Origin of the sequence: Escherichia sp. KS167_9B (genome assembly GCF_030295215.1) — a bacterium.
Classification (GTDB): Bacteria; Pseudomonadota; Gammaproteobacteria; order Enterobacterales; family Enterobacteriaceae; genus Escherichia; species Escherichia coli_F.
Genome location: NZ_AP025754.1, coordinates 2,376,148 through 2,391,413, shown reverse-complemented (window position 1 = coordinate 2,391,413; position 15,266 = coordinate 2,376,148). Strand labels below are relative to the sequence as shown.

Annotated in this window: 14 protein-coding genes and 3 pseudogenes; 12 read left to right on the top strand and 5 right to left on the bottom strand. The window is 47.3% G+C overall.

Annotated features, from left to right (window positions below; genetic code table 11):
- Positions 1 to 8: 8 nt before the first annotated feature.
- The 4 genes and pseudogenes from QUE34_RS12090 (at position 9) to QUE34_RS28460 (ending at position 2,904) form a co-directional block, all read left to right on the top strand.
- On the top strand, positions 9 to 245 hold the full coding sequence (locus QUE34_RS12090; protein WP_157945177.1) for a hypothetical protein: 237 nt from the start codon (positions 9 to 11) through the stop codon (positions 243 to 245).
- Positions 246 to 428: 183 nt separating this feature from the next.
- A pseudogene (locus QUE34_RS12085) lies at positions 429 to 913 on the top strand (transposase); the annotation flags it as partial.
- 26 nt (positions 914 to 939) lie between these two features.
- Positions 940 to 1,242 (top strand): hypothetical protein, encoded by a 303-nt coding sequence (locus QUE34_RS12080; RefSeq protein WP_248793828.1) that lies wholly within the window; start codon positions 940 to 942, stop codon positions 1,240 to 1,242.
- Positions 1,243 to 1,528: 286 nt separating this feature from the next.
- Positions 1,529 to 2,904, top strand: a pseudogene (locus QUE34_RS28460) (hypothetical protein).
- Positions 2,905 to 3,088: 184 nt separating this feature from the next.
- Here the strand turns inward: QUE34_RS28460 and QUE34_RS28455 are convergent.
- Positions 3,089 to 3,340 (bottom strand): IS4 family transposase, encoded by a 252-nt coding sequence (locus tag QUE34_RS28455; RefSeq protein WP_349817641.1) that lies wholly within the window; start codon positions 3,338 to 3,340, stop codon positions 3,089 to 3,091.
- Positions 3,341 to 4,052: 712 nt separating this feature from the next.
- Positions 4,053 to 4,364, bottom strand: a complete 312-nt coding sequence (locus QUE34_RS12060) for a hypothetical protein (RefSeq protein WP_157945238.1) — start codon at positions 4,362 to 4,364, stop codon at positions 4,053 to 4,055.
- Between the two features lie 13 nt (positions 4,365 to 4,377).
- Between QUE34_RS12060 and QUE34_RS12055 the strand changes: the two are divergent.
- Positions 4,378 to 5,221, top strand: a pseudogene (locus tag QUE34_RS12055) (IS5 family transposase).
- Between the two features lie 54 nt (positions 5,222 to 5,275).
- Here QUE34_RS12055 and ompC read toward each other — a convergent pair.
- A complete protein-coding gene (ompC, locus tag QUE34_RS12050; RefSeq protein WP_032303273.1) occupies positions 5,276 to 6,463 on the bottom strand; it encodes a porin OmpC in 1,188 nt (395 codons plus the stop codon).
- Between the two features lie 649 nt (positions 6,464 to 7,112).
- On the opposite strand from ompC, the gene drpB reads away from it, so the two are divergent.
- The 4 genes from drpB to vsr all read left to right on the top strand — a co-directional run bounded on the left by drpB (position 7,113) and on the right by vsr (position 10,065).
- The gene (gene drpB, locus QUE34_RS12045) at positions 7,113 to 7,394 is read left to right on the top strand and encodes a cell division protein DrpB (RefSeq protein ID WP_243040254.1); all 282 of its coding nucleotides are present in this window, start codon (positions 7,113 to 7,115) and stop codon (positions 7,392 to 7,394) included.
- A gap of 39 nt (positions 7,395 to 7,433) precedes the next feature.
- Positions 7,434 to 8,129, top strand: a complete 696-nt coding sequence (locus QUE34_RS12040) for a phosphohydrolase (RefSeq protein WP_032303271.1) — start codon at positions 7,434 to 7,436, stop codon at positions 8,127 to 8,129.
- A 66-nt stretch (positions 8,130 to 8,195) separates the two neighbouring features.
- Positions 8,196 to 9,614 (top strand): DNA-cytosine methyltransferase, encoded by a 1,419-nt coding sequence (gene dcm, locus QUE34_RS12035; RefSeq protein WP_032303270.1) that lies wholly within the window; start codon positions 8,196 to 8,198, stop codon positions 9,612 to 9,614.
- A complete protein-coding gene (gene vsr, locus QUE34_RS12030; protein WP_000785992.1) occupies positions 9,595 to 10,065 on the top strand; it encodes a VSPR family DNA mismatch endonuclease in 471 nt (156 codons plus the stop codon). Before dcm ends, vsr begins: the two co-directional genes overlap by 20 nt.
- Here the strand turns inward: vsr and yedA are convergent.
- Complete coding sequence (gene yedA, locus QUE34_RS12025; protein WP_032303269.1) at positions 10,054 to 10,974, bottom strand: drug/metabolite exporter YedA; 921 nt, start codon at positions 10,972 to 10,974, stop codon at positions 10,054 to 10,056. The two genes, vsr and yedA, sit on opposite strands and share 12 nt — an antisense overlap.
- Positions 10,975 to 11,146: 172 nt before the next feature.
- On the opposite strand from yedA, the gene QUE34_RS12020 reads away from it, so the two are divergent.
- The 3 genes from QUE34_RS12020 (at position 11,147) to dgcQ (ending at position 14,190) form a co-directional block, all read left to right on the top strand.
- The gene (locus tag QUE34_RS12020) at positions 11,147 to 12,064 is read left to right on the top strand and encodes a DUF808 domain-containing protein (RefSeq protein WP_000922683.1); all 918 of its coding nucleotides are present in this window, start codon (positions 11,147 to 11,149) and stop codon (positions 12,062 to 12,064) included.
- A gap of 78 nt (positions 12,065 to 12,142) precedes the next feature.
- The gene (locus QUE34_RS12015) at positions 12,143 to 12,325 is read left to right on the top strand and encodes a YodC family protein (RefSeq protein WP_000009244.1); all 183 of its coding nucleotides are present in this window, start codon (positions 12,143 to 12,145) and stop codon (positions 12,323 to 12,325) included.
- Positions 12,326 to 12,495: 170 nt separating this feature from the next.
- Positions 12,496 to 14,190, top strand: a complete 1,695-nt coding sequence (gene dgcQ, locus QUE34_RS12010) for a cellulose biosynthesis regulator diguanylate cyclase DgcQ (RefSeq protein WP_105268766.1) — start codon at positions 12,496 to 12,498, stop codon at positions 14,188 to 14,190.
- Here dgcQ and QUE34_RS12005 read toward each other — a convergent pair.
- Positions 14,187 to 15,002, bottom strand: coding sequence for a mannosyl-3-phosphoglycerate phosphatase-related protein (locus tag QUE34_RS12005; protein ID WP_105268765.1), 816 nt, complete (start codon positions 15,000 to 15,002; stop codon positions 14,187 to 14,189). The genes dgcQ and QUE34_RS12005 overlap by 4 nt on opposite strands.
- Positions 15,003 to 15,266: the final 264 nt, after the last annotated feature.

Sequence of the window (15,266 nt, the reverse complement as noted above, 5' to 3'; positions counted from 1 at the left end):
CTGCACTGGTGTTGAATATTATTCACGCCAAATTTTCCTTATTGAGCAACGCCGTCGCAAGTGGCCTCAATGATTTTAGACCATTATCAGAGGTACGGGGCGGCGGGGAGAGATTTAGTACTGTGGAATATCGTGGTGCTGATGAATATTTATATCCCGGATTGGCAGAGAAAAAGCTTTTTTCATGCACTATTTTTGCAAATATTTCTATATGGGAGGCGGTTTTGTTGCAGATTAATTCATAAAGAAATGCATTTGGGGGGGGCTGGAAGAGTCGCTGGTAGATGTTATTGTGCCAGGAGGGGCAGGGTAAGGTGCTGTATCGATATGTTTGGCAATTGCGTGTGCCGTAGATGGAGATGAAATGATCTTACCCAGTAAGTGGACACTCGGCTAAGTGAGTAAACTCTCAGTCAGAGGTGACTCACATGACAAAATCTGTATCAACCAGCAAAAAAGCACGTAAACAACATTCGCCTGAATTTCGCAGTGAAGCCCTGAAACTTGCTGAACGCATCGGTGTGCTGCCGCAGCCCGTGAACTCAGCCTGTATGAATCACAGCTCTACAACTGGCGCAGTAAACAGCAACATCAGCAGACGTTCTTCTGAACGTGAGCTGGAGATGCCCACCGGGGTTGCACGTCTCAAACGCCAGCTGGCAGAGCGGGATGAAGAGCTGGCCATCCTCCAAAAGGCCGCGACATACTTCGCGAAGCACCTGAAATGAAGTATGTCTTTATTGAAAAACATCAGGCGGAGTTCAGCATCAAAGCAATGTGCCGTGTGCTCCGGGTGGCCCGCAGCGGCTGGTATACATGGTGTCAGCGGCGTACAAGGATAAGCAAGCGTCAGCAGTTCCGCCATCAGGTGTGTGCGCTGCTAATGTCATACTCACAGACTAGCCTTGAACGATGACCATGACGTTACAGGACTGAGAATTGGGTAACGTTGAGCAGCCAGAAGAAGTCTGTCAGTCCTATCAGGTAAATATTTCAGCAGATCAAAACCTTCAGTGTGAAGTTGTGGATGTATCCGGCACGGCGTGTTTCGGCCTCATTCTTGAGATCGACCGGGGTGTACCGACGCTGCATATCGACACAGGGAGTGATTCACTGCTGCATATTCACGCAGCTCACAACGGACTGGTACTAATACCGGATTCACCAAGCCATGGATTTGAAAATGCCCCAGTAGATCGTTTTCCGTATAACAGCCCGTCCCTGTGGGTGCCAGGGGTGTAACAAGGTATTAAACCCAGCGGCATAGAAGCCAAGGGTAATTAAACAAACAACTAAATAGCTCAGGGGATTACTGATGAGCGATTTTTGATAGTTCCGTTCAGATATATAAGGTGAAATTGTGCCAGAGATCATCTCAGGCACAATTTATTAGCCCAGGACGTTAATTTAAGTCGCTGCACTGGTAACTTGGGTGTTGATAGTTAGGGCTAAGATATTCAGCGATGGTGTTAAATTCGGATTGTTGTGTATAAATTAATAGTTCATCGTGAGGAATAGCGAGGTTACTATGGTTAGTGTGACGAGTAATATATATCCAAATAAAACAGAGAATGATAATAGCCAGTTACAAAATCAGAATCTAAGGGAGAGTATCGAAAAAAGCCTCGAGAGTAATATTTCTAAGTTAAATGCGATGGAACAAAGTGGCCTGCTCGATAATTATAGGGCAAGGTCTCACGATGACAGTTTTCGTGAAGTTTTTCGCAGTTTATTATTATACATTTTAGATTCTTTTCATATCTATCGGCATGATATTAGTGATAAATTGGTTCCTTATTTTCATGTTACGCCTGAATCGGAGAATACGAATTATAAGACATGGATTGCCGTTACAGGCATGGATAGTTATACAAAAATTGAGCAGACCGGAAGTAATAAATTTAAAGTCACTGATATGTATCGTGAGCTCAATAACAAAAAAAATGTTTTGATCAAAAGAGTAGGGAACAGGATTTTAGTGGTCGAAATGTAAAAGAGTTTATAAGGTTATTATCAGATCACGATCAATTTGAAAAACATCAACTCTCAGAATTAACAGTTGCTGCAAATGCTCTTAAGCTGGAAGTTGCTAAAAATAACTATAACATGTCCTCCTGTACTGATAAGCAAACCGAATGCCGAATGATCGAGCTTCTAAAGGAACAAAAAGATTTAATTCCAGAACAGTATTTACATCAATCAGGTATGGAAAACCTTACGCTTGGAGAGGCGGAATTTAGCTCACTCCTTGCAGATGCAGAAAGACAAGTTCTGGAGGGAAGTTCATTTGTTTTATGTTGTGGTGAAAAAATAAACAGCACTATAAGAGACTTACTTCGCGAAAAATTTCATGCCTACGAATCTTTCACTCGCTCTGGATCTCTTTCTCATGATGTTTATGAGAAAATATTCGAGGAATTTATTTTCAAATCTGATGAATGTCATCTGGTGAGAGAGTCTTTAAAGCAGGATCGTATAACGCCAGAAAAAAGAGAAGAAATTATTTCTTGTTTATCCAGTCCTACCGGGATTGGAAATTTGTTTTATGCTTGTTCACAAGCATTTCATGTTGCTAATGATAACGCTGCACATGATGTGCGTAGCGCCGCTCTAGCTGTTAGCGATAAATTAATTGATTGTCCGAGTTTTGTTGCTTTGAATGGTAGACATAACCATTTTCATGCCGATTTCTCAGCAAACGGATTCACACAAACCCTTTACGTTTTAAGAGCAGTCGTAAATAGCGAGAATAACACCTTTGATATTGCTAATTATATCTATACCACTAAAGGCGAAAGTATCATCCATAACTACGCTAAAGATGATAATCGGTCAAGGGATAATGATATCCGCAATATAAGGAGAAATTTCTCTGGCAATATTACGATTGCAACTTACAAATAATTCGCTTTTTTCAGTAATACGCGCAAAACGCTTACCTCTCAGGTAAGCGTTTTGACGATAAACCCAACATCATTAGGCCAATACATACCCCATATCTACTTGAACAACATCGCGCTTATCGTTAAGGTATGCGCGTTTTTATCCGCCAGGATCCAATCATGATCACCGTTGCCCTTACATACCCTTACCCACAAGTTTTCTGGGATATTTCTATGTCATTAATTGACAACATTAATCGTGTTAATCCTGACCATATTGCTTTTGGGCCTGGTGGCGAATCATTTTTTCTTGCCAGATATCCTCCAGGTCTCGCCAACATTACTGTTGCTGTTTTTATATCAGGAGGATTTTTCGGAGGTGCTGTATTTTCAACAAGAAGCCAGAGGTATTTCCACTCATCTCCGGGGGAAATAAATTTGCTAGATATTTCTGGCATAGTTTTATACAATGAGGTTATATACATGATTCGCCAGGCTATTATTAAATATAGCGCGAGACTGTTCCGGGTTCTTTCAAACGTTTCAAGCTGTAATGTCTCAACCTGACATCCACTTTTTAATACTTAAAAAAAACTTCAATTTGCCAGCGTTGTAAATACCACTGAATAAGTTGTGCTGGTTCCGTTAAATCTTCAACAGGAATATTACTCATTAACTACCAGATAAGAGGTTGGGTCCCTTTCGGTGGGTTTCTTTCTTTTGCAAGCAAAACTGTTACGGTTACCGGAACACAACGAAGCTTTCCTCTACGTCCGGTGGGGGGATGCAGTGTCAGTCTGGCCAGGCGCAATTCCTGTGTCACTGTTCTGGCTGGCTGCCCCCGCCCATCTGGTATAGCGAATTCAACCAGTTGCTGCGGTGTAATCTCCATGATTCTTTCGTGCAACAACCTATGATCACGTTTTCCATTGATATTCAGCGTGGCTCTGTTATTAAATTTCATTCTGACAAGCCAGTCAGCTTTTATTCAGGGAGTCTGTTCTGCGTGTTCAAACAGATCATAATAATCGCCTTCGCGCTCAGAAATTGACAATACATGGGTAGCAGGGCATTGGCGGGCCAGTTCTGTTGCTTTATTATATCCTTCAACCCAACGCCAGGTTTCTTTTTCACTGACATGTTTTTATGAAGTAAATCATTGCAGATTTCTTATCGGGTATTTTTACTGGTCTTTAATTCATCCCTGAACCACTGATAGTCATCATAAACCCCAAGGCAAACACCTGACTCACTGATGACGAGTTGAGGATGAAGAAATAAGTTTCTTTCATCTTTATATTTTTTAGGACCAACTCCCTGTTTTTCATTCAGATCAGAATAATTAAGTTCAATTGTATCCTGTAAAACTAAAACTCTTTTAAACTGCTGAGCTCTTTCAATGATGTTTTCTTTGTGAGGAGCCATGATTTTATTAGGCTGTGTCCCGTAATAGTTTGAGCTATAGTAACGGTCTGTTTCCACAACATATTGAACCATAGCTCGCTACGACCTCCCCGATGAAGCATGGACCATCATCAAGCCCTTGTTGCCCCCTGAACCTGCCACACGACGGGCCGGGCGCCCATGTGCAGAGCATCGTAAAATCATCAACGGCATGTTCTGGGTATTGTGTTCCGGCGCACCATGGCGCGATTTACCCGAACGATTTGGGCCATGGAAAACCGTTTATAACCGCTTTAACAGGTAGTCAAAGTCAGGCGTGATTAACATCATTTTCAACAGATTGCTTTCACTACCTGATGCGAACGGCTTTGTTGACTGGTCTGCCACAGCGCTGGATGGCAGTAATATCCGGGCACTAAAATGCGCCGCCGGAGCTCAAAAAAAATTCCGATATCGACGGAGATAATGGGCTGGGTCGCTCTCGAGGCGGTTTGGGCACCAAAATCCATCTGGCAACAGACGGAAGCGGCCTCCCGTTAAATATCGTGCTAAGCCCCGGGCAGTCTCATGAAAGCCAGTTCGCGCAACGACTTCTGGACGGCATTGGCGTTCATCGTCAGAACGGTTGCATGAAACGCCGTGGTCATGTTGTGCTGGCCGCCAAAGCGTACTCCGGACTCACATTGCGCAACGAGCTGAAAAATAAAGGCATAAAGGCAGTCATCCCCCGAAAATCAAATGAAAAAATGGCATCGGATGGACGAGCACGGCTTGATCGCGATGCATATCGCAATCGCAACGTCGTTGAACGGTGCTTTGGTCGCCTGAAAGAATACCGCCGCATCGCTACGCGTTACGACAAAACGGCGAGAAATTATCTGGCGATGGTGAAACTGGGCTGCATCCGACTCTTTTATCAACGGTTGCGTAATTAAGGGACACAGCCTAGTGTTATGTTTTACAGTAACACGCCGAGGCGTGTTGGCTGATTAGAACTGGTAGACTAAGCCCACAGCAACGATATCATCGGTAGCGATGCCGTTTGCTTCGTAGAAGTCATCATCGTTGTCCAGCAGGTTAATTTTGTAATCAACGTAGGTGGACATGTTTTTGTTGAAGTAGTAGGTCATACCAATATCAACATATTTAACCAGATCTTTGTTGGTGTAATGATGATTACCCTGGCTGTCGAAGTTATCACTATTTACACCGCCTAAATCCTTACCTTTAGATTGCAGGTAAGCGATGGACGGGCGCAGACCGAAGTCGAACTGATACTGAGCAACAACTTCAAAGTTTTGGGTTTTGTTAGCGATGGCATCAGCATCACCGTAACCAGTCATGTTACGGGTTTCAGCATACATAGCTGCTAAGTAAACGTTATTAGCGTCGTATTTAGCACCAACGGTCCATGCTTCAGCTGTTTCACCGCCAGCAGTTGCATCGAAGCGATCTCCATAACGAGTGTTATGCAAACCTTTGTGAACCTGATTGTCAGTACGGTCAGAATTAGAATATGCAGCACCCAGACTTAAACCGAAGTCGAAGTCATAGGAAGTGGACATACCGAAGCCGTCGCCGTTCTCTTTAGCTAACTTACGGCCATTACCGTTACCAGAACCTTCCTGACCGAATAATCCATCATCTTCATTATTACCCTGATATTGCAGAGCAAAGTTCAGGCCATCGACCTGACCAAAGAAGCCATTGTTACGGTAGGTTGCAACACCATTAGCACGACCGTTCATGAAGTTGTCAGCGCCAGCATAGGTATCGCCACCAAATTCTGGCAGCATATCGGTCCATGCTTCTACGTCATAAACGACACCGTAGTTACGACCATAGTCGAAAGTACCATTCTGACCAAAGCCGAAACCTGCAAATGCCAGACGCGTTGCGGTATTACCTTTGTCGCTTTCAGGACCGTTTGCGCCAATGTTAAATTCCCACTGACCGTAACCAGTGAATTGGTCAGCGATCTGAGTTTCACCTTTGAAACCGATACGGGCATATGACATGTCGCCATCGCTGCCAGAATCATCAGAGAAGTAGTGCAGACCCGCTACTTTTCCGTACAAATCCAGTTTATTGCCATCTTTATTATAGACTTCAGCCGCATTTGCTGCGCCAGCAACTAATAACGCCGGGACCAGCATTGCCAGAACTTTTCTTTTCATTATGTATTCCCTTGTGATTATAATCTTCATGAATATATCAATAAGTGCCGTTATCCAAAAAAAAGCACATTTGGATACTATTCTATGAAGTTCATTTTATTTTAAGGATTACATGTAACAAATGTATTTAAAAGATTTTAAAATGTTTCCAATCTATTTAATATAATTCAGAATTATGAATTCTAGATATATACATTCATGAAAATTATGAATATACATCAATATGTTATGAGTTGATTGGAAAGATGGGAAGTGTCAATGATTGTTGCGCTAAACGGCCTATGTGATCGCGCGCACATTAATGAAAGCATAAAAAAAGCCGGCATCATGCCGGCCCAAAAAATATAAACAAGACGATAAAAGGCTAATAACGGGGTTATCATGACACAGAAATCTAAAAAGGTATAATTGTATTCAGTGCTAATGTATTGTTTGGGTGAATTAATAAAACCATTATCCAAGATAAACATAAATCTTTATTGCTGTTTTTCCGGTAATTATTGCCGTTGCGCAAAAACTATCTATTTGCTCAAAAAATGATTGAGTCTTGACTGACTCATCCAATGTGGAAAAATGTGACTTTTATCACATAATAGTACTAAGTCTGAATTTTCCGGGTTATCTCAAAATGGAATACGGTTCGACAAAGATGGAAGAGAGACTCTCTCGCAGCCCTGGCGGCAAATTGGCTTTGTGGGCTTTCTATACATGGTGTGGCTATTTCGTCTGGGCAATGGCGCGATACATCTGGGTGATGAGCCGGATCCCCGATGCCCCCGTGTCGGGATTTGAAAGTGATTTAGGATCTACTGCGGGGAAGTGGTTAGGAGCATTGGTCGGATTTCTGTTTATGGCCCTGGTTGGTGCCTTGCTAGGCGGCATTGCCTGGTACACCCGACCTCGTCCCGCACGTAGCAGACGCTATGAATAAAAACTGCTAAGGTTGCGACTCTTTGGCAACGGAGCGCGTATGGACTTACAACACTGGCAGGCACAGTTCGAAAACTGGTTGAAAAACCATCATCAACATCAGGACGCGGCACATGACCTGTGTCATTTTCGCCGCGTCTGGGCTACGGCACAGAAACTAGCGGCAGATGACGACGTTGATATGCTGGTGATTTTAACCGCCTGTTATTTTCACGATATCGTGAGCCTGGCGAAAAATCATCCGCAACGGCAGCGTTCTTCAATACTGGCAGCAGAAAAGACGCGTCGCCTGCTGCGTGAAGAATTCGCGCAATTTCCAGCGGAAAAAATCGAGGCTGTTTGCCATGCCATTGCCGCACACAGTTTTAGCGCGCAAATCGCCCCTTTAACGGCGGAAGCTAAAATCGTTCAGGATGCGGATCGGCTGGAAGCTCTGGGGGCGATTGGCCTGGCGCGTGTGTTTGCCGTTTCGGGGGCGTTGGGCGTGGCATTGTTTGATGGCGAAGATCCGTTCGCGCAGCATCGCCCACTTGATGATAAACGTTACGCGCTGGATCATTTTCAGACTAAGTTGCTGAAGCTACCGCACACCATGCAAACCATAAAAGGCAAACAACTGGCGCAGTACAACGCGCAATTTTTAGTCGAGTTTATGGCGAAGCTCAGTGCCGAGCTGGCGGGGGAGAATGAAGGTATCGATCACAAGGTGATTGATACGTTTTCACCGGTTGGCTGAGCGCGTGGCCCTAAATGATGGTAATTATGTTAACCTGTCGACCATCTCAGATGGCCGGTTAAATCTATGCAGGAAAATATATCAGTAACCGATTCATACAGCACCGGGAATGCCGCACAGGCAATGCTGGAGCAACTGCTGCAAATTTATGATGTCAAAACGCTGGTGGCGCAGCTTAATGGTGTGGGTGAGAATCACTGGAGCGCGGCAATTTTAAAACGTGCGCTGGCGAATGACTCAGCATGGCACCGTTTAAGTGAGAAAGAGTTCGCCCATCTGCAAACGTTGTTACCCATTCCACCGGCACATCATCCGCATTATGCGTTTCGCTTTATCGATCTATTTGCCGGGATTGGTGGTATTCGTCGCGGTTTTGAATCGATTGGTGGGCAGTGCGTGTTTACCAGCGAATGGAACAAACATGCTGTACGCACTTATAAAGCCAACTATTATTGCGACCCGGCGGCGCATCACTTTAATGAAGATATTCGCGACATCACTCTCAGCCACAAAGAGGGTATAGGTGATGACGCGGCGGCGGAACATATCCGTCAACATATTCCTGAGCACGATGTTTTACTGGCCGGTTTTCCTTGTCAGCCGTTTTCTCTGGCTGGCGTATCGAAAAAGAACTCACTCGGACGAGCGCACGGTTTTGCCTGTGATACCCAGGGCACGCTGTTCTTCGATGTGGTGCGTATTATCGACGCGCGTCGCCCGGCGATTTTTGTGCTCGAAAACGTCAAAAACCTGAAAAGCCACGACCAGGGGAAAACGTTCCGTATCATCATGCAGACGTTGGACGAACTGGGCTATGACGTGGCAGATGCAGAAGATAATGGCCCGGACGATCCGAAAATCATTGACGGTAAACATTTCCTTCCGCAGCACCGTGAACGCATCGTGCTGGTGGGTTTTCGTCGCGACCTGAATCTGAAAGCCGATTTTACCCTGCGTGAGATCAGCAAATGTTTCCCTGCACAGCGAGTGACACTGGCGCAGTTACTGGACCCGATGGTTGAGGCGAAATATATCCTGACGCCGGTGCTGTGGAAGTACCTCTATCGTTATGCGAAAAAACATCAGGCGCGCGGTAACGGCTTCGGTTATGGAATGGTTTATCCGAACAATCCGCAAAGCGTCACGCGTACGCTTTCTGCTCGTTATTACAAAGATGGCGCGGAAATTTTAATTGATCGCGGCTGGGATATAGCCACGGGTGAGAAAGACTTTGACGATCCGCAGAACCAGCAACACCGCCCACGTCGGTTAACGCCTCGTGAATGTGCGCGCTTAATGGGCTTTGAAGCACCAGGAGAAGCGAAATTTCGCATTCCGGTTTCGGACACTCAGGCCTATCGCCAGTTCGGTAACTCGGTGGTCGTGCCGGTCTTTGCCGCGGTGGCAAAACTGCTTGAGCCAAAAATCAAACAGGCAGTGGCGTTGCGTCAGCAGGAAGCAAAACATGGCCGACGTTCACGATAAGGCTACACGCAGCAAAAATATGCGCGCAATTGCCACGCGCGATACGGCGATTGAGAAGCGCCTCGCCAGTTTGTTAACCGGGCAGGGACTGGCGTTTCGCGTTCAGGACGCCAGTTTGCCCGGACGCCCGGATTTTGTTCTTGATGAATATCGCTGCGTGATATTTACCCACGGCTGCTTCTGGCACCATCATCACTGCTATCTGTTTAAAGTGCCTGCGACTCGAACCGAGTTCTGGCTGGAGAAGATAGGTAAAAATGTTGAGCGCGATCGCCGCGATATCAGTCGCTTGCAGGAGCTTGGCTGGCGCGTACTGATTGTCTGGGAGTGTGCGTTACGTGGGCGCGAGAAGCTGACGGATGAAGCGCTTAGCGAGCGTCTGGAAGAGTGGATCTGCGGCGAAGGTGCCAGCGCGCAGATCGACACGCAGGGGATTCATTTACTCGCTTGATGCGTCCTGAATAACTGGCGCAACTACGGGTTTTGCCGGGAAGAGATATTTTCCCAACGTGACCAGTACCACCGCGAAGACAATCACGCCGAGCGCCAGCCATTCAATCTTAGACAGCGTCTCTCCGCCCAGTCCCGTACCCAGCAAGACCGCGACCACCGGGTTAACGTAGGCGTAGCTGGTGGCGAGAGCCGGACTGACGTTGCGGATTAAATACATATAAGCGTTAATGGCGATAATCGAACCAAACAGCGCCAGATAGCCGACCGCAAGGAAGCCTGAAAGGGAAGGGAGCGCCGTCAGTTTTTCACCCGCAATCGTCGACGCGATCATTAACACCACGCCTGCCGCCAGCATCTCAATCGCACCCGCCATCATTCCTACTGGCAAGGTAATGCGCGAACCGTAAACCGAGCCAAACGCCCAGCTAATCGAGCCGATTAAAATCAGAATCGCGCCCCACGGATTGCCGCTTAAATTGCCCCCGCTATTGAGCATGATGATTCCGGCAAGCCCAATGGCGATACCCATCCATTCCAGTTTGCGCGTTTTAATGCCAAACAGGCGGCTGAAGCACAGGGTAAAGAGGGGGACGGTTGCAACCACTACGGCGGCGATGCCGGAAGGAATATTTTGATGTTCAGCAACCGTTACCATGCCATTACCGACAGCCAGCAATAACAGGCCAATCAGCGCGGCATTGAGCAGCGGACGTAGCGGGGGAAGTTTGTGTCCGCGCAGTAGCAAAAATGCCATCAATAAAATACCGGCTGCCAGGAATCGAACGCCCGCCATCATTAACGGAGGCCAGCTTTCCACGCCAATCCGAATGACAAAATAGGTTGAGCCCCAAATGATATACAACGCAAACAGCGCGCCAAAAAGCGGTAACAACTGGCGGAAACGCATAATCCCTCACGGTGAAAATAAAAAGGTGGTTCATAGTAAACGTGAAAATCATTCTGCTGGCGAGAGATATAATTGCACTTGATTGTTAAAAAAATGTTGACCTATGAAGCAAGTATCAGAGCTGCCGTTTTTGCTTCATACTTACTCCCTTCAACAATAAAAATGAGAGGGAATGCTTTTGGCCGGGAGTAGTTTACTGACGTTGCTCGATGATATCGCCACACTGCTGGACGATATCTCCGTGATGGGCAAACTGGCGGCGAAGAAAACCGCCGGTGTACTAGGGGATGATTTATCGCTCAATGCACAACAAGTTTCAGGTGTGCGTGCCAACCGGGAACTTCCCGTGGTCTGGGGGGTGGCGAAAGGATCGCTGATCAATAAAGTGATTCTGGTGCCGCTGGCGCTGATCATCAGTGCATTTATCCCGTGGGCGATTACGCCTTTGTTGATGATTGGCGGCGCGTTTCTCTGCTTTGAAGGGGTAGAGAAAGTGCTGCATATGCTGGAGGCGCGTAAACACAAAGAAGATCCGGCGCAGAGTCAGCAGCGTCTGGAGAAGCTGGCGGCGCAGGATCCGCTGAAGTTTGAAAAGGACAAAATAAAAGGGGCGATTCGTACTGATTTTATTTTGTCTGCGGAAATCGTCGCCATCACGCTGGGGATTGTGGCAGAAGCGCCGTTGCTTAATCAGGTGCTGGTGCTTTCAGGCATCGCACTGGTAGTGACCGTGGGCGTCTATGGGCTGGTAGGGGTTATTGTTAAGATTGATGACCTGGGGTATTGGCTGGCGGAAAAATCCAGCGCGCTGATGCAGGCATTGGGTAAAGGGTTATTGATTATCGCGCCCTGGCTGATGAAAGCGTTATCGATTGTCGGCACGTTGGCGATGTTCCTCGTCGGTGGCGGGATTGTGGTTCATGGTATTGCGCCGCTGCATCACGCCATTGAACATTTCGCCGGGCAGCAAAGTGCAGTGGTGGCGATGATATTACCGACTGTTTTAAATCTGATACTTGGTTTTATCATCGGCGGCATTGTGGTGCTGGGAGTGAAAGCGGTTGCGAAAATGCGCGGTCAGGCACATTAATACTCGCACTGGCTATTATGCAAAATTCGCCATCTTCAACTAAGGTGAACAAGTTTCACTCGAAAAAAGGAGGCGAGTATGAGCTTTATGATTAGTGAGGAAGTTACGGTTAAAGAGGGCGGCCCGCGGATGATTGTCACCGGCTATTCCAGCGGTATGGTTGAGTGTCGTTGGTATGACGGTTATGGGGTCAAGCGGGAAGCTTTTCATGAAACCGAGCTTGTTCCGGGGGAGGGGAGTCGTCCTGCGGAAGAAGTTTGAAAGAGTATCATTAACATCAGGCCGGATCACATCCGGCCTGATATGCCAATGCCTGCAATGAATGATTGTCGCGTCTTGTTATGTCACCATTATAAAATTATGACTGTTTTGCGGTACGCTATCGCCAGGTTATGCCAGAATCATAAAAAAGCAGGTTGGGAGTCGTCAGGGTGCAGCACGAGACAAAAATGGAAAACCAGAGCTGGTTGAAAAAACTTGCGCGCCGCCTGGGGCCTGGTCATGTCGTTAATCTCTGCTTTATCGTAGTGCTGCTTTTTTCCACCTTGCTCACCTGGCGTGAAGTGGTGGTTCTGGAAGATGCCTATATCTCCAGCCAGCGTAATCATCTGGAAAACGTAGCTAACGCGCTCGATAAGCATCTGCAGTATAACGTCGACAAACTGATCTTTTTGCGTAATGGCATGCGCGAAGCTCTCGTAGCGCCACTGGATTTTACCTCTTTGCGTAATGCCGTAACGGAGTTCGAACAGCGTCGCGACGATCACGCCTGGCAAATCGAACTCAACCGACGACGCACCCTGCCAGTCAATGGCGTTTCGGATGCATTAGTCAGCGAGGGAAATCTCCTGTCTCGCGAAAATGAAAGCCTCGACAATGAAGTTACTGCTGCGTTGGAGGTTGGTTACTTGCTACGACTGGCGCACAATTCCTCGTCGATGGTCGAACAAGCTATGTATGTCTCGCGTGCCGGATTTTACGTTTCGACGCAGCCGACCTTGTTTACGCGCAATGTACCAACGCGTTATTACGGCTATGTCACCCAACCCTGGTTTATCGGTCATTCTCAACGAGAAAATCGTCAACGCGCGGTACGTTGGTTCACCTCGCAGTCAGAACACGCCAGCAATACTGAACCTCAGGTTACCGTCAGTGTTCCGGTAGACAGTAATAACTACTGGTATGGCGTGCTGGGGATGAATATTCCTGTACGTACCATGCAACAATTTCTACAAAACGCCATCGATAAAAACCTCGACGGTGAGTATCAGCTCTATGACAGTAAGCTGAGATTATTGACCTCTTCGAATCCTGACCATTCAACAGGGAATATTTTTGATCCTCGTGAACTCGCCTTACTGGCGCAGGCAATGGAACATGACACGCGGGGCGGCATTCGTATGAACAGTCGCTATGTTAGCTGGGAACGGCTGGATCACTTTGACGGTGTGCTGGTGCGCGTCCATACGCTAAGCGAAGGGGTGCGCGGCGATTTCGGCAGCATCAGCATTGCATTAACCCTGCTGTGGGCGCTCTTTACCTCCATGTTACTCATCTCCTGGTATGTGATTCGCCGGATGGTCAGCAACATGTATGTTCTGCAAAGCTCGTTGCAGTGGCAGGCGTGGCACGACACCTTAACCCATTTATATAACCGTGGCGCCCTGTTCGAAAAAGCCCGTCAGCTCGCTAAATTGTGTCAGACACACCAACATCCTTTTTCTGTCATTCAGGTCGACCTTGACCATTTTAAAGCGATTAATGACCGCTTTGGTCATCAGGCGGGCGACCGTGTGCTTTCTCATGCTGCCGGGTTAATTAGCAGTTCCTTGCGTGCTCTGGATGTTGCCGGGCGGGTCGGTGGCGAGGAATTTTGTGTGATTCTGCCAGGGGCGAATCTGGCGCAGGCCGCGGAAGTTGCAGAACATATTCGCCTGAAGTTAAATGAAAAAGAGATGTTGATCGCCAAGAGTACGACGATACGCATTAGTGCCTCGCTGGGGGTAAGCAGCAGCGAGGAAACAGGTGATTATGATTTTGAACAACTCCAGTCACTGGCTGACCGTCGGCTTTATCTCGCTAAACAGGCAGGGCGCAATCGGGTGTTCGCGAGCGACAACGCTTAATGGGCAGAGAGAAAATGGTCCAGGCCTTCACGCCAGCCTTCCGGTCCTTCTCGCTGCGTTCGCCAGACGCGGGCCGGATCCTCATGATGCAGATGCACCCCTTGACGATTTAGCCCTTTCACAATCACCGCGTAATCCATTACCTTCAGTAAGGGCGCATCGTTTGGCCCATCGCCCAGGCCAAGTGTGGTTGGGCGTTTGCCTGACAATTGTTGATAAGTCGCGATAATCCAGTTGGCAGCCTGATCTTTTCCGGCAGAGGCATCCAGGACGTGCCAGAAGCGCGCACCCTGCATAAACTGCAAGCCCAGCTCGTTCAGACGGGTGGTAAATTGCGCCATCCGCTCGTCACTGTCGCGCCAGATAAGCGTTACAGATGCCTCATGTAACTGCGTCAGTGCCGCCTGGCTACGGCTTAATCCCGTCCATTCGGCGATGGTTTCATCGTCGACATCATCAAAAGTTGTGAATTTAAAATGCTCTTTCTCACGCAGCGTATTTAATACCTGGCTGATTTCGCCATGGGTAATACCTGAGATGATGCGTGGAAAACCGTCTATATCCTGCCATTGCTCAGCTAGCTGGATCACTGCGCCATTTTCGGCAATCAGCGGTAAACCTTGTAGCCCCAACGTTTTTTGCAAGTACAGCATTTCCGCCGAGGTCTTACTGCTACAGAGAATGACGGGAACATTCGCTTCGCGTAAACGGCTGAGCCAGGGGGCAGCTGGTTGCCAGTCATAACTATGACTGTCCAGCAGGGTGCCATCAAGATCGCTAAAAACCAGTAGTGGTTGTTGAATTGAAAGCATGGTTGCGCAGTACTCCCCTTACCAGGATGATTCTCAAAACAGCACAAATTATCAAAGATGATTTTTTCGGGAGCGATCCCGTTGACGCCAGAGCCACCAAGGGGTGACGCGCGTCACATTTCTATTCATAAGTAGCGTTAATCATTCATATCACGAATATTTTCTTGTCAGCGAAAAAAATTGCGGATAAGGTGATGAACACATCAGATTTCCTGGTGTAACGAATTTTTTAAGTGCTTCTTGCTTAAGCAAGTTTAATCCCGA

Bases quoted from the DNA above. Each gene is read 5' to 3' on its own strand.
- QUE34_RS28455 (WP_349817641.1), bottom strand. From the start codon at position 3,340: ATGCCAGAAATATCTAGCAAATTTATTTCCCCCGGAGATGAGTGGAAA.
- ompC (WP_032303273.1), bottom strand. From the start codon at position 6,463: ATGAAAAGAAAAGTTCTGGCAATGCTGGTCCCGGCGTTATTAGTTGCT.
- drpB (WP_243040254.1), top strand. From the start codon at position 7,113: ATGGAAGAGAGACTCTCTCGCAGCCCTGGCGGCAAATTGGCTTTGTGG.
- QUE34_RS12040 (WP_032303271.1), top strand. From the start codon at position 7,434: ATGGACTTACAACACTGGCAGGCACAGTTCGAAAACTGGTTGAAAAAC.
- dcm (WP_032303270.1), top strand. From the start codon at position 8,196: ATGCAGGAAAATATATCAGTAACCGATTCATACAGCACCGGGAATGCC.
- vsr (WP_000785992.1), top strand. From the start codon at position 9,595: ATGGCCGACGTTCACGATAAGGCTACACGCAGCAAAAATATGCGCGCA.
- yedA (WP_032303269.1), bottom strand. From the start codon at position 10,974: ATGCGTTTCCGCCAGTTGTTACCGCTTTTTGGCGCGCTGTTTGCGTTG.
- QUE34_RS12020 (WP_000922683.1), top strand. From the start codon at position 11,147: ATGCTTTTGGCCGGGAGTAGTTTACTGACGTTGCTCGATGATATCGCC.
- QUE34_RS12015 (WP_000009244.1), top strand. From the start codon at position 12,143: ATGAGCTTTATGATTAGTGAGGAAGTTACGGTTAAAGAGGGCGGCCCG.
- QUE34_RS12005 (WP_105268765.1), bottom strand. From the start codon at position 15,002: ATGCTTTCAATTCAACAACCACTACTGGTTTTTAGCGATCTTGATGGC.